19 protein-coding genes are annotated in these 21,615 nt (G+C 68.8%); 10 read left to right on the forward strand and 9 right to left on the reverse strand.

Going from position 1 to position 21,615, the window contains the following annotated elements:
- Positions 1-63 precede the first annotated feature (63 nt).
- The 5 genes from apaG (at position 64) to NVS83_RS11760 (ending at position 4,346) form a co-directional block, all read left to right on the forward strand.
- Positions 64-456 carry a Co2+/Mg2+ efflux facilitator ApaG/CorD gene (apaG, locus tag NVS83_RS11740; protein WP_258739468.1) on the forward strand — a complete coding sequence of 131 codons (393 nt, stop codon included), beginning with the start codon at positions 64-66 and terminating at the stop codon, positions 454-456.
- A 142-nt stretch (positions 457-598) separates the two neighbouring features.
- Entirely contained in the window at positions 599-2,050 is a 1,452-nt protein-coding gene (locus tag NVS83_RS11745; protein ID WP_258732546.1) for a TrkH family potassium uptake protein, read from the forward strand.
- A gap of 117 nt (positions 2,051-2,167) precedes the next feature.
- A complete protein-coding gene (argE, locus tag NVS83_RS11750) occupies positions 2,168-3,334 on the forward strand; it encodes an acetylornithine deacetylase (RefSeq protein WP_258739469.1) in 1,167 nt (388 codons plus the stop codon).
- 88 nt (positions 3,335-3,422) lie between these two features.
- The gene (locus NVS83_RS11755; RefSeq protein ID WP_258739470.1) at positions 3,423-3,884 is read left to right on the forward strand and encodes a MarR family winged helix-turn-helix transcriptional regulator; all 462 of its coding nucleotides are present in this window, start codon (positions 3,423-3,425) and stop codon (positions 3,882-3,884) included.
- A 27-nt stretch (positions 3,885-3,911) separates the two neighbouring features.
- Positions 3,912-4,346: a DUF1398 domain-containing protein gene (locus tag NVS83_RS11760; RefSeq protein WP_258739471.1), complete on the forward strand. Its 435-nt coding sequence runs from the start codon at positions 3,912-3,914 to the stop codon at positions 4,344-4,346.
- Here the strand turns inward: NVS83_RS11760 and NVS83_RS11765 are convergent.
- From NVS83_RS11765 to NVS83_RS11775, 3 genes are all read right to left on the reverse strand, one after another.
- The gene (locus NVS83_RS11765; protein ID WP_258739472.1) at positions 4,337-5,356 is read right to left on the reverse strand and encodes an Hsp33 family molecular chaperone; all 1,020 of its coding nucleotides are present in this window, start codon (positions 5,354-5,356) and stop codon (positions 4,337-4,339) included. The genes NVS83_RS11760 and NVS83_RS11765 overlap by 10 nt on opposite strands.
- Positions 5,357-5,661: 305 nt before the next feature.
- The gene (gene argF / locus NVS83_RS11770; protein ID WP_258739473.1) at positions 5,662-6,633 is read right to left on the reverse strand and encodes an ornithine carbamoyltransferase; all 972 of its coding nucleotides are present in this window, start codon (positions 6,631-6,633) and stop codon (positions 5,662-5,664) included.
- Positions 6,630-7,850: an aspartate aminotransferase family protein gene (locus NVS83_RS11775; RefSeq protein WP_258739474.1), complete on the reverse strand. Its 1,221-nt coding sequence runs from the start codon at positions 7,848-7,850 to the stop codon at positions 6,630-6,632. Before NVS83_RS11775 ends, argF begins: the two co-directional genes overlap by 4 nt.
- A gap of 442 nt (positions 7,851-8,292) precedes the next feature.
- Here NVS83_RS11775 and NVS83_RS11780 point away from each other — a divergent pair, with 442 nt between their 5' ends.
- Positions 8,293-8,799 (forward strand): GcrA family cell cycle regulator, encoded by a 507-nt coding sequence (locus NVS83_RS11780; RefSeq protein ID WP_258739475.1) that lies wholly within the window; start codon positions 8,293-8,295, stop codon positions 8,797-8,799.
- A 111-nt stretch (positions 8,800-8,910) separates the two neighbouring features.
- Positions 8,911-9,675 (forward strand): M48 family metallopeptidase, encoded by a 765-nt coding sequence (locus NVS83_RS11785; protein WP_258739476.1) that lies wholly within the window; start codon positions 8,911-8,913, stop codon positions 9,673-9,675.
- 58 nt (positions 9,676-9,733) lie between these two features.
- Here the strand turns inward: NVS83_RS11785 and NVS83_RS11790 are convergent, their stop codons facing one another.
- Complete coding sequence (locus NVS83_RS11790; RefSeq protein WP_258739477.1) at positions 9,734-11,953, reverse strand: transglycosylase domain-containing protein; 2,220 nt, start codon at positions 11,951-11,953, stop codon at positions 9,734-9,736.
- Positions 11,954-12,360: 407 nt separating this feature from the next.
- On the opposite strand from NVS83_RS11790, the gene NVS83_RS11795 reads away from it, so the two are divergent.
- Entirely contained in the window at positions 12,361-13,491 is a 1,131-nt protein-coding gene (locus NVS83_RS11795) for an acyltransferase family protein (RefSeq protein ID WP_258739478.1), read from the forward strand.
- A 174-nt stretch (positions 13,492-13,665) separates the two neighbouring features.
- Here the strand turns inward: NVS83_RS11795 and NVS83_RS11800 are convergent, their stop codons facing one another.
- The 5 genes from NVS83_RS11800 to NVS83_RS11820 form a co-directional block, all read right to left on the reverse strand.
- Positions 13,666-16,464, reverse strand: coding sequence for a [protein-PII] uridylyltransferase (locus tag NVS83_RS11800; protein ID WP_258739479.1), 2,799 nt, complete (start codon positions 16,462-16,464; stop codon positions 13,666-13,668).
- A gap of 260 nt (positions 16,465-16,724) precedes the next feature.
- Positions 16,725-17,309 (reverse strand): PRC-barrel domain-containing protein, encoded by a 585-nt coding sequence (locus NVS83_RS11805; RefSeq protein WP_258732560.1) that lies wholly within the window; start codon positions 17,307-17,309, stop codon positions 16,725-16,727.
- 135 nt (positions 17,310-17,444) lie between these two features.
- Positions 17,445-17,966, reverse strand: coding sequence for a hypothetical protein (locus NVS83_RS11810; protein ID WP_258739480.1), 522 nt, complete (start codon positions 17,964-17,966; stop codon positions 17,445-17,447).
- Between the two features lie 452 nt (positions 17,967-18,418).
- Positions 18,419-19,744, reverse strand: coding sequence for a sensor histidine kinase (locus NVS83_RS11815; RefSeq protein ID WP_258739481.1), 1,326 nt, complete (start codon positions 19,742-19,744; stop codon positions 18,419-18,421).
- Positions 19,745-19,753: 9 nt separating this feature from the next.
- Positions 19,754-20,557, reverse strand: coding sequence for a response regulator (locus NVS83_RS11820; protein ID WP_309486191.1), 804 nt, complete (start codon positions 20,555-20,557; stop codon positions 19,754-19,756).
- A gap of 249 nt (positions 20,558-20,806) precedes the next feature.
- On the opposite strand from NVS83_RS11820, the gene NVS83_RS11825 reads away from it, so the two are divergent.
- A complete protein-coding gene (locus NVS83_RS11825) occupies positions 20,807-20,992 on the forward strand; it encodes a NepR family anti-sigma factor (RefSeq protein ID WP_258739482.1) in 186 nt (61 codons plus the stop codon).
- A gap of 11 nt (positions 20,993-21,003) precedes the next feature.
- Positions 21,004-21,549, forward strand: coding sequence for a sigma-70 family RNA polymerase sigma factor (locus NVS83_RS11830; RefSeq protein ID WP_258732566.1), 546 nt, complete (start codon positions 21,004-21,006; stop codon positions 21,547-21,549).
- The last annotated feature ends 66 nt before the right edge of the window (positions 21,550-21,615 follow it).

Below are 21,615 nucleotides of genomic sequence, written 5' to 3' on the forward strand. Positions count from 1 at the left end.
CCGGCCAAAAGCCCTTGACTGGAGCCGTATCGACCCCGAGCGGCGGGGCGGGAAGGAGACTTCATGTACCGGGCGACGACGAAGGGCGTGCAGGTCACGGTGACGCCGCGCTTCTCGCCCGAGCGCTCGGATCCCGAGCGCGGCCAGTATTTCTGGGCCTATACGGTCGAGATCGTGAACCTCGGCGTCGACACGGTGCAGCTCAAGTCGCGGCACTGGATCATCACCGACGCGCTCGGTCGGGTGCAGGAGGTGCGCGGGGCCGGGGTGGTCGGCGAGGAGCCGGTGCTGCCGCCGGGCGCGCATTTCGAATATACGAGCGGCGTGCCGCTGCCGACCTCCACCGGGATCATGGAGGGCAGCTACAACCTCGTCACCCAGAGCGGAGAGATGTTCGACGCCGAAGTGCCGGCCTTCTCGCTCGACCTGCCGGGCGCGGCGCGCACGCTGAACTGACGGCGAAACCGCGCGGCCGACGGACCGCTCCACCTCATTCCTCCCGGCGGCTTCCGGCGCCCCGGCGAAGCGGCTATGGTGCGCCGAGTCTCACGCCGGCACGCCGCCGAGCCTCAGTCGCGATACACGGTCCCAGCCCCTCGTGATCGATCTTCGCCCGATCGCCGCCATCCTCGGCGTGCTGCTTACCATCCTCGGCACCACGATGATGATTCCGGCGCTCGTGGACGTCGTCACGGGCGAGGGGGACTACGTCGTCTACGCCGCGGCGGCGGTCATCACCGCCTTCGTCGGTCTCTCGCTCTGGCTCGCCGGCCGCACCAGCGAGGTGGAGAAGCTCGACCTGCGCCAGGCTTTCGTGTTGACGACGGCGAGCTGGGGGCTGCTCTCGGCGTTTGCCGCCATCCCCTTCATGTGGGCGAACACCGCGCTCTCCTTCACCGACGCTTATTTCGAGGCGATGTCGGGCCTAACCACCACTGGCGCGACGGTGATCTCCGGGCTCGATCACCGGCCGGCCGGCATCCTGATCTGGCGCGCCTTCCTGCACTGGTACGGCGGCGTCGGGATCATCGTGCTGGCGATGGCGCTGCTGCCCATGCTGCGGATCGGCGGCATGCAGCTCTTCCGCGCCGAATCCTCCGACAAGTCGGAGAAGGTGCTGCCGCGCGCGGCCCAGCTCGCCAAGGGCATCGTCGGCACCTATGTGCTGCTCACCGTCGCCTGCGCCTTCACTTATGCGATCTGCGGCATGAGCGTTTTCGACGCGGTGGCGCACGCCATGGCGACCATCTCCACCGGCGGCTTCTCCACCCATGACGCCTCGATCGGCTATTTCCACAGCCCGGCGATCGAGTATGCGGCGATCTTCTTCATGCTCTCGGGCTCGCTGCCCTTCGTGCTCTATGTGCGCGTGCTGGCCGGCGATTTCAGCCGGCTGGTCGCCAACACCGAGGTGCGGCTGTTCCTGTCGCTCGTGGTGCTGTTCGCGCTGATCTCCTTCGTCGAGCAGGTGCGCGGCAACATCGCCCATGGCGAGGAGGCGATGCGCCACGCGTTGTTCAACGTGGTGACGCTGATGTCGACTACCGGCTTCGTCGCGGTCGACTACACCAATTGGGGACCGCCGACCGATGCGCTCTACTTCATCGTCATGTTCCTCGGCGCCTGCACCGGCTCGACCGCGGGCGGCATGAAGAGCTTCCGCATCGCCATCCTCGGCTCGGCGCTGGGCCAGCATTTGCGGCGCATCATCTATCCCAACGGCGTGTTCCCGGTGCGCTACGGCGGCAAGCCGATCGGCGACGACGTGGTGGCCTCGGTGCTTTCCTTTGCGTTCCTCTACCTCGCCACCTTCCTGGTGATCGGCATCGTGGTGAACGCGCTCGGCTTCGACCTGATCACCTCGTTCTCAGCCTCGATTACGGCGCTGGCGAATGTGGGGCCGGGCCTCGGCCCGGTGGTCGGCCCGTCGCAGAACTTCGCCAGCCTGCCGGACCATGTGATCTGGCTGCTGTCCTTCGCGATGCTGCTCGGGCGGCTGGAGCTGTTCACCGTGCTGGTGCTGTTTCTGCCGAGCTTCTGGCGGCGCTGAGCATCGCCCGCCGAGGCGCGGGGGTGGGGCGAATCCGGCCGGGGACGGCGCCATTGCGGGATTGGGTGCGGCGCCGAAGCAGCCTATGCTGCGGCGTACCATCGATGAGGAAACGCAATGCTGGCCGGACCGACCACGACCGAGGAACTTCTCGCCCATCTGGTCGCCTTCGACACCACCAGCCGCAACTCCAACCTCGAACTGATCGGCTTCGTGCGCGACTATCTTTCCGCCTACGGGGTGGAGAGCGTCACCATCCCCAGCGAGGCCGGCGACAAGGCGAGCCTGTTCGCCACCATCGGGCCCCCGGGCGTCGGCGGGGTGTGCCTGTCCGGCCATTCCGACGTGGTGCCGGTGGACGGCCAGTCCTGGTCGAGCGACCCGTTCACGCTGACGCCCGCCGACGGGCGGCTCTACGGGCGCGGCTCCTGCGACATGAAGGGCTTCCTCGCCGCCTGCCTCGGCGCAGTGCCGGCGATGACGGCGGCGAAGCTGGCGACGCCGATCCACCTGATCGTCTCCTATGACGAGGAGGTGGGCTGCACCGGCGTGGTGCCGGCGGTGCGGAAGCTGGGCGTCGACCTGCCCTTGCCCCGCGCGTGCATCGTCGGCGAGCCGACCTCGATGCGGGTGGTGGACGCGCACAAGTCCGGCATGGCCTTCGTGACCACGGTGACTGGGCGCGAGGCGCATTCCTCGATGCCGCAGCTCGGCGCCAACGCCATCTTCGCCGCCGCCGAGCTGGTGGGCGAACTCGACCGCTATCGCGCCGAGCTGATCGAGGCCGGCGACCCCTCCGGCCGCTTCGACCCGCCCAGCACCACGGTGCAGGTGACGGTGATCGAGGGCGGCACGGCGGGCAACATCGTGCCGCGCCAGTGCGCGCTGCGCTGGAACGTGCGCGGCCTGCCGGAGTTCGACATCGGCCCGCTGCTGGCGCGCTTCGAGCGCTTCGCCGAGGAGGTGGTGCTGCCCAAGCTGAAGGCGAGCGCGCCGGAAGCCTCGATCGGCACGGTGCCGGTCTACACCGTGCCGCCGCTGGCGCCGCAGACGGGCTCGATGGCCGAACTGCTGGCGCTGCGCCTCGCCGGGCAGAACCGGACCCATACGGTCTCCTACGGCACCGAGGGCGGGCACTTCCAGGAGCAGGGGATTCCGACCATCGTCTGCGGGCCGGGCTCGATCGACCAGGCGCATAAGCCGGACGAGTTCATCGAGGTGAGCCAGCTTCGCGCCTGCGAGCGCTTCCTCGCCGGGCTGATTGCCGAGTGCGGGCGGCCCTGAGCCGCCCCGGCGTACAGAGCCGCCTTGCGAATATGGTTGACTAGGAAACTGATTCGATATAGTTTCCTAGTCAACCAAAGAGAGGGCCATGGCTTCGATCTCCACGGTTTCGAACCTCACCACCCATCTCGGCTTCTGGCTGCGCATGGTGTCGAACCACGCCTCGCAGGCCTTCGCGCAGAAGCTGGCGGAGCGGGAGGTGACGGTCGCGGAATGGTGCGTGCTGCGCACCCTCTACGGCCGCGACCCGATGCCGCCCAGCCGCGTCGCGGACGAGATGGGGATGACGCGGGGCGCCATCACCAAGCTCGCCGACCGCCTGATCGCCAAGGCGCTGCTACGGCGCGAGGCGAGCGCGCGGGACGGGCGGGCACAGACCCTCACACTCACCGAGCGCGGCGCGGGCCTCGTGCCCGAACTCGCCGCGCTGGCCGACCGCAACGACGAGGAGTTCTTCGCTGGCCTCTCCGACGAGGAGCGCGCGAGCCTCGAGCGCCTGCTGAAGCGCCTGGCCGAGCGCGGCGGGATGCGCGGCGTGCCGGTCGCCTGATTGCGTCGTCATCCACGGAGCACGTCCATGAACGAACAGCAGCAAGCCGTCGCCCGGGCCTGCCTCGCCGGGGCCGAGGACGGCACACGGAGCTTTCCCGAGATCGTCGGGACGCTGGCACAGGCCGGATTCGAGGGCTACGCCGTCGACTTCCGGCGCGCGGTCGCGACCTATTACCTGCCGGACGGGGAGAGCCTCGAACTGCCCGCCCGCGCGGCCGGTGGGCCGGTCGCGGCGCGCTTCGACGGCGCGATGGTCCAGGCCGCGATCCGCGAGGCGCAGCAGCAGGCGCCCGGCTACACCTATGGCGGCTTCTGCCGCAAGGCGGTGCAGGCGGGATGCGCGGGCTATGTGGTCTCGTTCTCCGGCCGCCGCGCGCTCTATATCGGGCGCACCGCGGAGACCCATGTCGAGCCGTTCCCGGCCCCGCCGGCGGGTGCCGCGCGCCGGGCTCAGCCCTGAGGGCCCTCGGCCTCGACGATCTCCTCGGCCCGGAAGTCGTAGCTGCGCCCGCAGAACTCGCAGGTGACCGAGACCTTGCCGTCCTCGACGAGGTCGGCGCGCTCCTCGGGCGGGAAGCTCGTCAGCACGTTCATCACCCGCTCGCGCGAGCAGGAACAGCGGGCGACGACGTTCTCGGCGTCGAACACCCGCACGCCGCGCTCGTGGAACAGGCGGAACAGCAGCCGCTCGCTCGACAACGCGCCGTCGACCAGCTCGACATCCTCCAGCGTGCCGATCAGCGACTGCGTCTCGACCCAGGCGTCGTCCTCCTGCGTCTCGGGGATCTCGGTGCCCTCGGGCGCGTCGCCCGGATGCAGGTCGGCCGTGCGGATGCGCCCGCCCTCGGTGGGCAGGAACTGCACCATCAGCCCGCCGGCGCGCCAGGAGGAGGCGGCGCCGCCCGGGCGCACCTCCTCGGCGACGGCGAGGCGTACGCGGGTGGGGATCTGCTCGGACTGGGTGAAATACTCGTGCGCCGCCGCCTCCAGCCCGCCGCCTTCCAGCGCCACCACGCCCTGGTAGCGGTTGGCCGAGAGGCCCTGGTCGATGGTCATGGCGAGATGGCCGGAGCCCAGCAGGACGCCGCTGTCTGGCCCGGCGCCGGCGGACGCGGCTTCCTCGGCCGCGCGCAGGCGCTCAAGGTCGAAGCGGGCATAGGCGCGCACGTCCTGCGGGGCGGTGAAGTCCACCACCAGCAGGTCGACCGGCCCGTCGGTGCGGGTCTGCAGGATGAAGCGGCCCTCGATCTTCAGCGTCGAGCCGAGCAGCACGGTGAGCGCGACCGCCTCGCCGAGCAGGCGCTTGACCACCGGCGGATAGTCGTGATGGGCGAGCACGGCGTCGAGCGTCGTGCCCAGGCGCACGATGCGCCCGCGCACGTCGAGCCCGTCGACGTGGAAGGGGGTAACGCGGTCGTCCACCGCTTCGGCGGCGGGCGCGCGGCTATGGGGATCGGTATGTGATGTCATGGCGGCTCCGTGCGCCCATATAGGCAAGCCCCGGGCCGAATGCGAGGGGGGCGGCGCATATGGGTACCGGCGGGGATTTGCGGCGCGGGGCGTCGCAGGTTCGGGGCCGGGGGAGGCGGCGAGGTCGGACGCGCGACGCGGATAGGGCGATTGCTCGGGCGCGTCTCTCCGACTTCTCGGCGGAGGTGAGGAAGGGCGTGCCAATGTCCCCTCTCCCAGCGGGAGAGGGGCGCGCCAGCGTTTCCGCTTTCACTAGTGAGAGGGGCGGCGGCTGCCTCCTGGCGCCGCCTGCCTTCCCGCTGCGGCTACGCCGCGGCGCCTTCGAGGCACCAGGCGAGGATGCCCTTCTGCGCGTGCAGGCGGTTCTCGGCCTCGTCGAACACCACCGACTGCGGGCCGTCCATCACCTCGTCGGTGACTTCCTCGCCGCGATGGGCGGGCAGGCAGTGCATGAAGATCGCGTCCGGTGCGGCGCGCTTCATCAGCGCGCCGTTGACCTGGTAGGGGCGCAGCAAATTGTGCCGGCGCTCGTACTCGGCATCGCCCATCGACACCCAGGTGTCGGTGACGACGCAGTCCACGCCCTCCACCGCCGCCTCCGGGTCGGTGCCGAAATTCACCCGCGCGCCGTTCGCGCGCGCCCAGTCGACCAGCGCCGGGCGCGGGGTGAGCTCGGGCGGGGTGGCGACGTTGAGCGCGAAGTCGAAGCGCTGCGCCGCCTGCACCCAGGAGGCCAGCACGTTGTTGGCATCGCCGGTCCAGGCGACGGTGCGCCCGGTGATCGGCCCGCGATGCTCCTCGAAGGTCATGACGTCGGCCATGATCTGGCAGGGATGGCTGTCGCGCGTCAGGCCGTTGATGACCGGCACGCTGGCGTGGCGGGCGAGCTCCTCGAGCGCGTGGTGGTCGAGGATGCGGATCATGATCGCGTCGACATAGCGCGAGAGCACCTTCGCCGTGTCGGCGATGGTCTCGCCGCGGCCAAGCTGCATCTCGGCGCCGGTGAGCATGATGGTCTCGCCGCCGAGCTGGCGCATGGCGACGTCGAAGGAGATGCGGGTGCGGGTCGAGGGCTGGTCGAACACCATCGCCAGCACCTTGCCGCCGAAGGGCTTCTCCGCCGCGACCTCGTGGCGCCGGCTCTTCAGGTCGCGCGAGAGCTCGATCAGCCCGCGCAGCTCCTGCGGCGGCAGCAGGTCGAGGTCGAGGAAATGCTTCACGGCGCCATTGGCCGCGCCGTTGGCGGGCGCATTTGTCGGGTGTGCGTTCGTGTTCATGCCGCCGCTCCCTTCACGGCTTGCTTCTCGGCCTCGGGCCTGAGGCCGCTCTCCAGCCTGGTGCAGGCGGCGTCGAGCCGGGTGAAGGCCGCCTCGATCTCCTCCTCGCCGATGGTGAGCGGAGGCAGCAGCCGGACCACGTTCTCGCCTGCGGTCGGCACCAGCATGTGCTCCGCGCGCAGGGCGACGACGAGGTCGGTGTTGGGGACGTGGGTGCGCAGGCCGACCAGCAGGCCCTCGCCGCGCACCTCGGCGATCACCGCCGGGTGGCGGTCCTTCAGCTCGGCGAGCTTCTGGCGCAGCCGCGCCGACGTCGTCTGGACCTGCTCCATGAAGCCCTCGGCCAGCACCACGTCGAGCACCGCATTGGCGACGCTCATGGCGAGCGGGTTGCCGCCATAGGTGGAACCGTGGGTGCCCGCGACCATGCCCTTGGCGGCCTCTTCCTTGGCGAGGCACGCGCCGACCGGGAAGCCGCCGCCGATGCCCTTCGCCACGGCCATGATGTCCGGCGTGATGCCGGACCATTCATGGGCGAAGAACTTGCCGGTGCGCCCGACGCCGCACTGCACCTCGTCGAGGATCAGCAGGAGGCCCTTCTCGTCGCACAGCGCGCGCAGCTCGCGCAGGAACGCCCACGAGGCGGTACGCACGCCGCCCTCGCCCTGCACCGGCTCGATCAGGATGGCGCCGGTCTGCGGCCCGATGACGGCCCGCACCGCCGCGAGGTCGCCGAACGGCACCTGGTCGAAGCCGGGCATGGCAGGGCCGAAGCCCTCCAGATATTTCGGGTTGCCGCCGGCGGCGATGGTCGCGAGGGTGCGCCCGTGGAAGGCGCCCTCGAAGGTGATCATGCGGTAGCGCTCGGGCGCGCCATTGGCGTCGTGGTACTTGCGCGCCATCTTGATCGCGCATTCCAGCGCTTCCGCACCCGAATTGGTGAAGAACATGGTGTCGGCGAAGGTGGCTTCGGTCAGGCGCTTCGCCAGACGCTCGCCGCCCTCGATGCGGAACACGTTCGAGATGTGCCAGAGCTTGCCGGCCTGCTCGGTCAGCGCCGCCACCAGATGGGGATGGGCGTGGCCGAGCACGTTCACGGCGATGCCCGCGGTGAAGTCGAGATATCGTTCGCCGTCCTTGGTGAAGAGCCAGGCGCCCTCTCCCCGTTCGAAGACGAGGTCCACACGGTTATAGGTCGGCAGGATGGGATCGATCATCTGTCCCCTCCCTCTCTCTCCACGCGCCCGCGGCCGCCTCGGTAGCGGGTCAGGGGCAGTCCCAAAACGAAACGTGCCGCCCTTGCGGGGGCGGCACCCGATGCGTCGAATTCTATAGAAGAGGCCGCAGGGGTCAACAGCGGCGCGCCCGCGGCCCTGAAGCGCTGCCGAGTCAAGTCCTTGATCCGACTCGGCTCCTCGCCGGAGTGTTGCCGCGCGGACTCTCAATTGGGGAAAACAATCGTTTCGGACGTGAACCTACTGTCCGCGAGTCTACGCATATTGTAGCCTCCTGCCTGTCAGATACGACATCTCGTGCGGCGGCATTTCCTGTGGCGTTAGCGGCGTTCATCCTGGTCGGGGCTCCCCTCGGCCGGAGGGCTGAAGGATTCCGCCCGCGCCCTGGGAAGGCCAAGACCGGGAAGGCGAAGGAGGCACAGCGATGAACTGGACGGATGAGCGCGTCGAGTTGCTCAAGAAACTCTGGTCCGAAGGGCTCTCCGCGAGCCAGATCGCGGCCGAGCTCGGCGGTGTCACCCGCAATGCGGTGATCGGCAAGGTGCACCGCCTCGGGCTCTCCGGCCGCGCCAAGCCGATGAGCGCCCCGGCGCCGCGCCCGCGCAAGCCGCGCCCGGTGACCACCAGCAACGTGTCGAGCCGGCCGGTCATCCACGGCAACACGGCGCTGGCGACCGCCGCCCGGGTGGCGGTGGAGCCGGAGCCGGAGGAAATGCCGGATCCGGTCGCCAATGTGGTGCCGATGGCCGAGCGCTGCACCATCCTCGACCTGACCGAGTTCACCTGCCGCTGGCCGGTGGGGGACCCCGGCAAGGACGATTTCTTCTATTGCGGCAGCCGCACCAAGATCGGCCTGCCCTATTGCGCCTTCCACGCGCGCATCGCCTACCAGCCGGTGCAGGACCGCAGCCGGCGCCGCGCCGCGCGCTGAGAGGGGGCGAAGCGGGGCTCCGAAGGCCGGGCGCGCGCCTATGGCGCCCGGGCCCGCCGGTCCCCATAATGGCGGCCCGATTCCGGCACGATACGCCCGAGGCCGCCCGCGATGCTGTTCCGCGCCCGAGAGACCGCGCGCCAGAAGGCGCCGGTCCATCCCGAACCGTCCCAGGTCACGCTGCAGCTGACGACCGGCGAGGTCGCCGTCACGCTCAAGCGCAACGCCCGGGCCCGGCGCTACACGCTCCGTGTGCGCGCGGCGACGCGCGACGTGGTGCTGACCATGCCCGAGCGCGGATCGCTGCGCGAGGCGCTGGACTTCGCCCGCCGCCATGTCGGCTGGATTGAGGTGCGGCTCGCCCGTCTGCCGGAGGTGGTGGCTTTCGTCGAGGGCGCGGTGATCCCGGTGCGGGGCGTGCCCCATCGCATCGTCCACCGGCCCGAGGCGCGCGGCACGGTGTGGACGGGGGGCGAGGAGGAGCCGGTGCTGCATGTCGCCGGCAACGTCGCCCATGTGCCGCGCCGGGTCGCCGACTTCCTCAAGCGCGAGGCGCGGCGCGACCTGGTGGAGGCCTCGCACCGCCATGCGCGCGCGCTCGGCGTCTCGATCAGCCGGGTGACGCTGCGCGACACGGCGAGCCGCTGGGGCTCGTGCTCCGCGAACGGGGCGCTGTCCTATTCCTGGCGGCTGATCCTGGCCCCGGCCTTCGTGCTGGACTACCTCGCCGCGCACGAGGTGGCGCACCGGCGCGAGATGAACCACGGCCCGCGCTTCTGGGCGCTGGTCGACCGGCTGTTCCCCGAGCGCCACGCCGCCGAGCGCTGGCTGAAGAAGCACGGCGCCGAGCTGCACCGCTACGGCACGGGGGAATAACCGCGCGGGCTCCGGGTGGGCCACGCAGACAAAGGCGGGCGGGCAGAGGGCCCCCGCCTCAGCCGCGGCCGAACAGCTTGTCGAGCAGCCAGTTGTCGATGGTGGCGGGCTTGTGCCCGTCCGAGGGCTGCGGCTCGCTGGTGACCATGGGCTCGTCGCTCACGTCGCCGGGCGGCAGGTCGCCGGGCTGGTAGGTGCCGGTGCCGGGAAGCTGAACCACCGGCAGGCCCTTGTGGGCAGCCTTCATCACCTCGCTCCAGATCGTCACCGGCAGGCCCGAGCCGCCGGCGCGCTTGGTGGGCGAGGAATCGTCGTTGCCGAGCCAGACCCCGGCGACGAAGCGGCCGGTGTAGCCGACGAACCAGGCGTCGCGGTAGTCCTGGCTGGTGCCGGTCTTGCCGCCGGCCGGCCAGCCCGGCAGGTCGGCGTGGCGCGCGGTGCCGACCAGCAGCGTCTCGCGCATCATCCGGTTCATCATGGCGACGTGCGGCGGCGCCATCACCATGCCGCGGCTCGGCTGGTCGTAGGAATAGATGACCTTGCCGGAGGCGTCGCGCACGCGCTCGATGACGTGCGGCGTGATGCCGACCCCGCCATTGGCGAAGGGCGCGTAGGCGCCGACGAGCTCCAGCACCGAGACCTCCGAGGTGCCGAGCGCGATCGAGGCGTTGGGCTCCAGCTTCGAGGTGATGCCGAGCCGGTGCGCGGTCTTGATCACCTCGGCTGGCCCGACCTCCATCGCGAGACGCACTGCCACCGTGTTGAGCGAGAAGGCGAGGGCGGTCTTCAGCTCCACCGGGCCGCGATATTTGTGCGAGTAGTTCTCCGGCTTCCAGCCCTTGATCTGGATCGGCGCATCCTCGCGCACCGTTTCCGGGGTGAGGCCGCGCTCGAGCGCGGTGAGGTAGACGAAGGGCTTGAAGGCCGAGCCCGGCTGGCGCTTGGCGGTGACGGCGCGGTTGAACTGGCTCTCCTCATAGGACTTGCCGCCGACCAGCGCCTTCACCCCGCCATTGGTGTCCATCAGCACCACCGCGCCCTGCTCGACGCCGTATTTCTTGCCGTCCTTGTCGAGCGTGGTCTTCAGCGCATCGCTGGCGACCGCCTCCAGCGAGGGGTCGAGCGTGGTCTCGACCACGAGGTCGTGGTCGATCGGGCCGATGGCGGCCTTCAGCCGGTCCATCACCCAGTCGGCGGCATAGCCGGTCGAATCCGGGCCGCGGCCCTTGGCGAGGGTGGCGGGATGGGCGAGCGCGGTCTTCTCCATCTCCGGGGAGATGAAGTCGGCATCCTCCATCGCCCCCAGCACGATGGCCGCGCGGGCCTGCGCGCCGTCGAGATTGTGGGTCGGGGCGAGGGCGGAGGGCGACTTCACCAGCCCCGCCAGCATCGCCGATTCCGACAGGGTGAGCTGGCGCGCGGACTTGCCGAAATAGCGCTGGGCGGCGGCCTCCACGCCATAAGCGCCGGCACCGAAATAGACGCGGTTCACATAGAGCTCGAGGATCTGGTTCTTGGAGTACTTGGTCTCCAGCCAGATGGAGAGGATGAGCTCCTGGATCTTGCGCGAGATGGTGCGTTCCTGGGTCAGGAACAGATTCTTGGCGAGCTGCTGGGTCAGCGTCGAGCCGCCCTCGCGCAGCCGCCCGGTGGTGATGTTCACGAACATCGCGCGGGCGAGGCCGAGCGGGTCGAGGCCGAAATGCGAGTAGAAGCGCCGGTCCTCGATGGCGACGAAGGCCTGCGGCAGGTAGGGCGGCAGGGCGCGCAGCGGCACGCTGGCCCCGCCCATCTCGCCGCGCGTGGCGATGGTGGTGCCGTCGACGCCCTTGATGGTGACGGTGGGCGGGCGCTCGGGAATGGCGAGGTTCTGGATCGGGGGAAGCTGGCTCGCCTCGTAGGCGATGAGGCCGGCGAGGCCGATGCCCCCCCAGATGCACAGCACGAAGCCCCAGTAGAGCAGCCGGGCGAAGCGTCCGCGGCGCGGGCGTCCGCCACGTCCGCCGCCACCGCCTGAGGGGCGCGCGGTGCCGCGCCCGCCGCCGCCGTTCGCCGCACGCGAGCCGCCCTGGCGGTTGCCGGCGGCACGTCCGCCCCCGTTTCCGCTCCCCTTGCCCGCTTTCGCGGCGGCGCCGGTGCGCGAGGCGCCGCGCTCGCGCGCCATGGGGGCGGAATCGAGGGTGGGGCGGTCCTCGGAGGTGAGGCGCAGCTCGGACCGGAAGCCGGGCGTGCTCAACACCGGCTCGCGCCGCTCGCCATTGCCTCGACCTGCGAACATGCCCATTCCCCTTGCCCCTTCCGGGATCAGCGTCCCCGCTTCCGTTGCGGCCGGTAAACGAACCCTAAATCGGGCCGTTTAAGAGGGGCCTAACAGGCTATTTTGTGACACGCCTTTGTTTTCAACGGCCCTCGGGTAGGGGTGTTCCCGGCCGTTTCGGGACCGGCGGGAGACCCGCGACGACATGCGGTTCCTGCGCCGTCTGCGGCGGGCCTGCGATGGGGTGGCGGTCGGGTCGGCTATCCGGGGCTGACGATCTTCGTGGACGCCCCGGCAGCCGCCGCGTAGGTCGGCATCAAAGTCCACGTGCTCGAGCAGTGAGCATCTCGCCCGCAGCCCCGAGCCGCTATGGAAAGAACGATCAACGGATATAGTGCCGATCCGCAGTGTTCTTCCAGTAGGCGCATATGACTTCCGGTGCCGTCGATCCATTTCAAAAATCGCGTCCAGACGCACTCACGGGTCTCAGGTTTTTTGCCGCGTTGGGGGTCGTCATCTTCCATTTGAATGGGAATTTCGGCGTTCCGGCTGTCGAGTACCCGCTCGGGCACGGGGTCACCCTGTTCTTCGTTCTGTCAGGCTTCATCCTCACCTATGTCTATGAGGACGTGAAAGGACCGAGGCGGCTACGAGCCTTCTATATCGCCCGGTTTGCGCGGGTTTGGCCGCTGCATTTTGTTACCTTCATCGCTGCCATCGTCCTCGCGGTGAACACCGTATTCCCGACGCCGTTCGAAACGGCGGCGATAGCCGGCCTCAATCTGGTGCTCCTGCAAAGCTGGTGGCCGACCATGGGGGCGGCCTTCTCGTTCAATGCGGTGAGCTGGTCGCTGTCGAACGAAGCATTCTTCTACGCCCTGTTTCCGGTCTTGCGGCGCAATCTGTCGAGGAACTGGCATTGGAAGCTCGGTGCCTCGTTGCTTTCAGGCTTCATGATCGCTTGGGCTACCGCCGTCCTTTCGATCCCCATGACCGGCGCTCCGTCGACAATCACAGCTGAGGCCCTGGGACTGGTCAATCCGTTGTCTCGCCTGTTCCAGTTCATGGTCGGGATGTGTTGCTGCCTAGCATGGATGCGCTTCCGCCATTTGCTGCCCAGATCGTTCATCCTCGCATCCGCGGTTGAAATCGGGATCGTCATCTTCGGCTGGTGGCTCGGCTACCACATGACCGAAATGCGCGGGCTGGATATCGTCTTCGGCGAGCGCGTCCAGCTATGGATGAACCTGTCCAACGGGCTCGTGCCCGCATTCGCGCTGCTGATCATCGCGCTGGCGAACGGCAACGGCATTATCAGCCGCCTGCTCGCGGTACCTCCGATGGTGTTCCTGGGCGAGATTTCCTACGCCATCTACATGGTTCACTTCATCATCCTCGTCGTCATCACGAGGTTCGTCGAAGGGCTAGCTGCGTGGCCGCCCTGGCTGGCGCTGTCGGTTTATCTGGTCCTGACGCTCACCGTCTCGACACTGCTTTTCCTGTTCGTAGAAAAGCCTATGCGCAACCGGATCACCGGCCGGCGCCACGCCACCAGTTAGGTTCGCGGTTCGGGCCATTCGCGGGACCATTTCGCGGATGGCCCGACGGGAACCCGCCAGGAAGGGCTAAGGGGGCAATTTTGGGTGGCGGGATGACGCCGGCCCGCCGTGTCGGCGGGTCACGCCCGCACGCGGCGGGCGGACGCCGGCAGGGTCAGCGCCGGAAGCCCCGCCTCAGGCCGCGTTGGCCTCGTCGTCGGCGTCGAGCACGTGGAGCAGGGCGCGGCGGATGGCGGAGTGGCGGGCGGCGCCGAGGATCTTCGCCCCCATCAGGTCGGTGACGTAGAACACGTCCACCGCCCGCTCGCCGAAGGTTGCCACATGGGCCGAGGCGATGTTGAGGTTGAGCCGCGACAGGGTCTGGGTCAGCCCGTAGAGCAGGCCCGGCCGGTCGAGGCCGGAGACCTCGATCACGGTGTGACGGTTCGACCAGGAATTGTTGAGCGTCACCTCGGGCTCGACGGTGAAGGCCCGCGGGCGGCGGGTGAGCTTCTTCGCCACCACGTCGGGCAGGCGGATCTCGCCCGAGAGCGACTTCTCGATGGCGGCGGCGATGCGGTCGGCGCGGCGCAGCTCGTCCTCGTCGCGCTCGAGCGTACGGGTGAGTGCGATGGTGTCGAGGGCGCGGCCGTCGGTGGTGGTGCTGATCTGCGCGTCGACGATGTGCGCGCCCGCCGCCGCGCAGGCGCCGGCGATGACGGCGAGCAGCTTGGGGTGGTCGGGCGCGAACACGGTGAGCTCGGTGATGCCGCGCCGCACGTCGGTCTGCGAGGTGGTGGCGAGGGCGCGCCCCTCGGCTTCCGCCGCCAGGATGAAGCGGGCATGGGCGACCTGCTGGCCGGGATCGGTCTGCAGCCAGTAGCTGGGATAATGGCGGGCGACATAGGCGTCGATCGCCTCGGCGTCCCAGTCCTGCTCGGCGGCGCGGAACTCGGCCTGCGCGCGGGCGACGCGCCGGGCGCGGTTGGTCTCCGAGAAGCCGCCGGTGACGACCGGCTCGGTCTCGTAATAGAGCGTGCGCAGCAGCTGGGACTTCCAGTTGTTCCACACGCCGGGCCCGACCGCGGCGATGTCGGCGGTGGTGAGGATCTCCAGCAGCTTCATGCGCTCGAGGTTCTGCACCACGCTCGCGAAGTTCTCGATCGTCTTGCGGTCCGACAGGTCGCGCGACTGGGCGACGCTCGACATGGTGAGGTGCTGCTCGATCAGCCAGGCGACCGTGTCGGTGTCGCTGGAGGAGAGGCCGAAGCGCGGGCACAGCTTGCGCGCCACCCGGGCGCCGGCGATCGAATGGTCCTCCGGCCGGCCCTTGGCGATGTCGTGCAGGAACATCGCGACATAGAGCAACTGGCGGTTCTTGATCTGCTGCACCAGCTCGTTGGCGAGGCCGTATTCGGCCCGGTCGCCGCGCTCGATCTGCGACAGCACGCCGATGGAGCGGATGAGATGCTCGTCCACCGTGTAGGAGTGGTACATGTTGAACTGCATCATCGCGACGATGCGGCCGAACTCGGGCACGAAGCGGCCCAGCACGCCAGCCTCGTTCATGCGCCGCAGCACGATTTCGGGCGCGTTGCGCGAGGTGAGGATCTCGAGGAACAGGCGGTTGGCCTCGGGATGCTCGCGCACCCGCTGGTCGATCAGCTTGAGCGAGCGGGTGGCGAGGCGCATCGCTTCCGGGTGGAAAGCGAGGCCGTGCTTGCCGGCGAGCTGGAAGATGCGGATCAGGTTGACCGGGTCGTGGCCGAAGGCGCTGGAATCGGCGACGTTGATGCGGTCGTGGTCGACGATGAAGTCCGCGCTCTCCTTGAGCTTGCGGTTGGGCGAGCGGCGCAGCCGGGCGATCATGCGGTTGAGCCGCGGCACCGGCTTGTCGTGGCGCTCCTCCAGCGCCGCCGAGACGATGGCGGTGAGGTCGCCCACGTCCTTGGCGACGAGGAAATAGTGCTTCATGAAGCGTTCCACGTCCTTCAGGCCGGGATGCTCCATATAGCCGAGCCGCTCGGCCATCTCGCGCTGCAGGTCGAAGGAGAGGCGCTCCTCAGGCTTGCCGGCGAGGAAGTGCAGATGGCAGCGCACCGACCAGAGGAAATCCTCGCAGCGGCGGAAGATCTTCGCCTCTTCTGCGGTGAACACGCCCTTGGCGACGAGCTCGCGCGTCTCGTGCACGCGGTAGACGTATTTCGCGATCCAGAACAGGGTGTGCAGGTCGCGCAGGCCGCCCTTGCCGTCCTTGACGTTAGGCTCGACCACATAGCGCGACTGGCCCGCGCGCCGCAGCCGCTCCTCGCGCTCGGCGAGCTTGGCGGCGACGAACTCGGCGGCGGTGCCCTCGACCACGTCCTTGTCGAAGCGGGTGGCGAGCTCGTTGAACAGCGCCTGCTCGCCGAGCAGCAGCCGCGCCTCCAGCAGCGCGGTGCGGATGGTCATGTCGGCGCGCGCCTGGCGGATGCATTCGTCGACCGAGCGGGTCGCGTGGCCGACCTTCAGCCCCATGTCCCACAGTACATAAAGCATCGCCTCGGCGACGCTTTCGCCCCAGGCGGTCTGCTTGTAGGGCAGCAGGAACAGGATGTCGGTGTCCGAGCCCGGCGCCATCAACCCGCGCCCGTAGCCGCCTACCGCGACGATCGCCATGCGCTCGGCGGTGGAGGGGTTGTCGGCGGGGTAGAGAAACTTCACCACCAGTTCATGGACGAGCTGGAGGATCTCGTCCTGCAGGCGCGAGAGCCGCTCGGCGCAGCGCCGGCCGGAGCCGTCCTGCATCAGCCAGCGCTCGGCGGTCTTGTGGCCTTCCTGGTAGGCGACCTTGAGGCGGCGCGCGAGCTGGCCGCGCAGCTCGATCTCGCCGCCGCCCTTGGCCCCTCCCAGCACCTCGCGGGCGAGCGCGGACAGCTCGACGCGCATGGCGTCGATGTCGAACAGTTCCTTGAAGGGGGTCTCGGGGCGTTTGCGGCGGCGGATGTCGTTCATGGTGCGGTCCTGATCGGACCACCGCTTTAACCGATCCATCCCGCCGCGTCATCGTGCGTTGCCGCGATTGGTGCGCCGCGGCGCGGCGAGCAGGCGAATTGCCTCGAAACCCTTCGCTTAAAACGCGACATGCCCGGCGCACGGCCGGGCATGTCCGTCCTGACGTCGCATGTGATGCATGACGTCGCTAGGCGGGGACCGCGATCGCGGTCGAACTCACGAGATGCCGGTCATTCAACTCACGACCCGGCCGACGCGCCTCAGTTGGTCTTCGAGGCCGACTCGTCCTGCATCTGCTCAAGGGTCTTGAACTCCGGAGCGGCGTTCAGCTCTTCCTTGGTCAGCGCGACGACGATCTTCTGGCCGTTGTCGGTCGGGGTCGGCGTCAGCGAGTCGAAGGACACCGCGACCGGCTTGGCGCCGATGCCGAGGAAGCCGCCCACGTCGATCACGGCGGCGACGATGGTACCGTCGCGCTCCACGACCAGATCGCTGATCGAGCCGAGGTCCTCGTCATTCGAGGTCACGACGTCGGTGCCGATCAGGTCCGAGCCGAGCCACTGGCCGCTCGACTGGGTGCTGACGAACTTCGGCGTGTTCGGCGCGACGGTCTTGGTCGCGTCGGCGCTGCTGTTCGGCATGGCGTTGGTCGAACCCGACGCGTTGGGCATGGTGGAGTCGGGCATCTCGGCCGCGGGGGCCTGCGGGCTCGACGCCGGAGGCGTGGTCTGGGTGGCAGCCGGCGGGGTGGTGGTGTCGGTACCGGAGGGGCTCTGAGCAAACGCCACGGCGGGCGCGAGCGACAGGGCCGTAATCGCGGTGAGGGTGGCGAGCTTGCTGGTCATTCGTTCTCTCCTGATATGGAAAAGACTGTCTCAGTAAGCCGGTCAGGTGAACCGTACTGCCTCAACAACGAAGTACCTAAAGGTTAGTTCCTAGGTATTATTTGCTGACGCTCTGAAGTCTTGTTTCAATATATTTCAATTGATGAGCGAGGCGTCGGCGACGCACACGGTCATCTCTTCCGTCGCGAGATTCGACTTGGTGACGCCCAGCGACGACAGGCAGCCGCGCGGCGTCTCCATGGCCCGCGTCGGGGCCGGGGAGCCGGGGATGGCGGAAGCCGGAATCGTCGAGGCGGGAATTGCGGACGGCGTGGCGTCCGCCGGCGTCATGGCGCCCGGCGCGGTGGCCGGGACGACGGGGGGCGCGAAGGTCGTGGCGCCCACGGGAATGGCGACCGGCGCCCCTTCGCCCGCCGTGCTGGCGGTCGGGATGCCGATGTCGAGCCGCGGGCCCTTGGCCGCGCGGTTGACCATGGAGGCCTGGTAGACGGGCTCGTGCGGGCCCATCTCGCCGATGGCGACGACCGGCGGCACCGCCCGCGAGGCCGCCACGGCACCGAAGGATGCCGCCATCAGCGGCAGCGCCACGACGACGCCGGTCGCGGCGCCGGCCAGATAGACCGATGACCTGAGAACCACATTGCCGATGCGAACCATCTGCGTTCTCCCACTTCCCTGGGCGGCGTGGCCGGCCCGCGCCCCAACCGGCTCCGTGCCGATCGTCCGCGCCCGCTCCCCCGTCGCCTCGATCCCGGCGCCCCACGGTGTCTTCCGGCCCGATACCGGAACAGCACCCGCCGCGGCGCCGGCCGCGGCATCCCAACCCGAATACGGAACGTGGAAATCCGATCGCGGGAGCGCACGACGCGCTCCCGGCGGGACCGTCCGACGGGCGAGGATCACTGGCAAAGGCGCGACAGGACTTATTCCCCGTCCGCCGCGTGGTTAACGTTGGTGAAACGCATTGGTTCCCCGGTGCCATCACGAGCGCGTGCGCGGAGCGGGAGCGCGGGGGAGCATGTCGAAGCGTGCGGCCGCGATGAGCCGCGCGGGACGACCATTCCGTGCGAGGCCTCCTTCCCACGTGCGGGAAGTCCTCCGTCGCCGGCTCAGCGTCCGGCGAGGAGGTGGGCCTGGGGAACCTTGATCTGGCAGTTGAGCCCGGTCGGGGCGAAGTCGAGCGTGACCTCGCCGTCGAGGGCGCGGGCGAGGTTGCGCTCGATGACGAGCGAGCCGAAGCCGCGCTCGCGCGGGGGCGAGACGGGCGGGCCGCCGCTCTCGCGCCAGGACAGCTCGAAGCCGCCGCCCGCTTCCGGCGGGCACCGGCCCCAGGTGATGTTCACCTTCCCGCTGGGCACCGACAGCGCGCCGTATTTGGCGGCGTTGGTGGAGAGCTCGTGCAGGGCGAGGCCGATATTCTGCGCCGCCTCGGGCTTGAGGAAGATATCCGGCCCGCTGACCTCGACCTGGCTGTTCTCGCGGTCGATCTGATGGCCGAGCTGGGAGCGCACCATGTCGGCCAGCGAGGCGCCGTGCCAGCTCTCCTGCACCAGCAGGTCGTGCGAGCGGGCGAGCGCCTGCAGCCGGGCGCTGAACACCTCGACGAACGCGTCGATCGAGCCGGCATGGCGCGCGGTCTGGCGGGCCATGGCCTGGATCACCGCCAGCAGGTTCTTGGAGCGGTGGGTGAGCTCGCGCATCAGCAGACGCAGATGGCGCTCGTTCTCCTTGCGCTCGGTGACGTTGACCACGGCGCCGGTGAGCCCGACCGTGTTGCCGGAGAGGTCGCGCAGCGGCTCGATATGCAGGTCGTACCAGTATTTCGCGCCGTCCTCCTCGACCTCGGTCTCGCCCTTGCGGGCCTCGGCCGAAAGCAGCGCCTCGCGCTTGAGGATGACGATGGGGTGCGAGCGCGCCTCGCCGAGCAGGTCGGCATCCGTGGCGCCGAGCACCTGGTCGACCGGAAAGCCGAACAGCGGGTTCGACACCGAGGTGTAGTGCAGGTCCCGGTCCTGGGTGAAGATCGACACGTTCGAGCCGCGCAGCGCCATCTCGTAGCGTTGCAGCGCGGTGGCGAGCTCCAGCATAAGCCGGCGCTGCTCGCGCGCCACATAGTCGGGCGCGGGCAGGTTCACCAGGGCACGGAAATTGTACCACAGCACCGCAACGCCGATGAGGTTCAGCGCGGCGAGCCCGACCCTGATCGCGGTCTGCAGGCTGGGAATGGCCTGCGCCGCGTTCAACATCGCCAGCAGCGACAGCAGCCCGAACGACAGCACCAGCCCGGTCAGAACATAGCCGAGAAGGTACATGCGGGCGGTCAGGTTGCGCCGCCGGTTGAGCAGCAGCAGCAGACCGCAGGCGATACCCAGGGATGCCACCACGGTAATGAACCGCGCGGTGTCGTCCACGTAGCCGAGAAACGTATCGTTCATTCGACGGGATCAGGCGGTCGCGCGCTGCTCCCGGGGACGTGCCTTGCGATCGAAGAATAGCGCCTGGCTGATGACGGCGGCGACGGTGGAGGGCTGGAACGGCTTCGCGATGAGGAAGGCCGGTTCCGGCCGCACGCCGGTGAGGAAGCGCTCGGGGTAGGCGGTGATGAAGATCACCGGCGCATCGACGCTCTCGATCAGCTCGTTGACCGCATCGAGGCCCGAGGAGCCGTCGGCGAGCTGGATGTCGGCCAGGATCAGGCCGGGAGCCTTGCGGCGGGCGAGGCTGACCGCTTCCGAATGGGTGCGCGCGATGCCGGTGACCCTGTGGCCGAGGCTCTCTACCAGCCCTTCGAGGTCCAGCGCGATGAACGGCTCGTCCTCGATGATGAGCACGTCGGAGGCGATCTCCGCGGCGAGCTCGCGGCCGGCCTCCTCGACGAGGTTGCGCAGCGTGGGCACGTCGATCTCGAGAATGGCGGCCGCCTCTTCCTCGGCGAAGCCTTCGAGCGAGACGAGAAGGAACGCCTGCCGCACGACCGGCGTTATGTGGCCGAGGCGCTGCTCACCCTGGATGGGGAGCGGGCCCTTGTCTACCTCAGCATTGATCGACACCGAGTTCCAGAGCTGCGTCAGCAGGCGGTAGAGCCCGACGCGCGGACCGTTGGTCTGGTCGAAGGTGCTCGGCTCGGCAATCAGCGTCTCGAGCAGGCTCGTGACATAGGCATCGCCCGCGGACTGGCTTCCACTGAGTGCGCGAGCGTAACGGCGCAGGAACGGAAGGTGCTGCGCGACGAGTTGGGATGTGCTCACACGTGATCTCCCCGGAATGCGTGACCAAGCCATCATTAACGTGACATCGGCCCTGCGGTTCCATAGTGCGTACTAAATCGTTTCGAAATTTGTTTGGCACCGGGAACTGTCTGTCCTTTTCGTTGTTATCGGTTGGCAGGCAGCGACGGAGCCATCCCTCCACACCAGGCGTTCGGAGGCTCAATGTCGGGAAAAAAGACAATGAATGATGAGCAGTCCGGGGGCGGGACCGCGAGCGCGGACACCCTGATGAACACACATCTGCCGAACTCGCACGAGTCGGGCCTCGGCAGCGAAATTCAGGCCAAGATCGGCCAGCATCTGCGCGCCATGTATGACGACGTCGTGCGGCAGGGCGTGCCGGACCGATTCATGGATCTCCTGGCGCAGCTCGATGCGAAGGGTCCGAAAAGCTCGGAATCCGGCGACAAGTGAGGGATGCGGCGGTGACCAACCTCGATCCGGCCTTGCGCGACGAGATCATTGCGGCGATCCCGAATCTCCGGGCCTTCGCCATTTCGCTCAGCGGCAGCGTCGACCGCGCCGACGATCTGGTGCAGGAGACTCTGCTGCGCGCCTTCGCAAACATCGGCAGCTTCCGGCCCGGCACCAATTTGCCGGCGTGGCTGTTCACGATCCTGCGCAACCTGTTTCGCTCGGAATACCGCAAGCGCCGCCGCGAGGTGCCGGATTCGGACGGCAATTTCGCCGCCACGCTGACCAGCAATCCGGACCAGAACACGCATCTGGATTTCGAGGATTTCCGCACCGCGCTCGACAAGCTGCCCTCCGACCAGCGCGAGGCGCTGATCCTGGTGGGGGCGTCGGGCTTCTCCTACGAGGAGGCGGCGGATATCTGCCAGTGCGCGGTCGGCACCATCAAGAGCCGCGTCAACCGCGCGCGGCGGCGGCTGGGTGAGCTGCTGGCGATCGAGGATGTCGAGGATTTCGGTCCCGACAAGACCACCCGGGCGGTTCTCGCCGCCGGCTAGGCTTTTCCTTATCCCCTTTTTGCACCAGCTTCGGCACGCGCCGGCATGACAGGCGGCGCGTGCCGT

The sequence above is a fragment of the Ancylobacter mangrovi genome (genome assembly GCF_024752335.1).
GTDB classification, from domain to species: Bacteria; Pseudomonadota; Alphaproteobacteria; order Rhizobiales; family Xanthobacteraceae; genus Ancylobacter; species Ancylobacter mangrovi.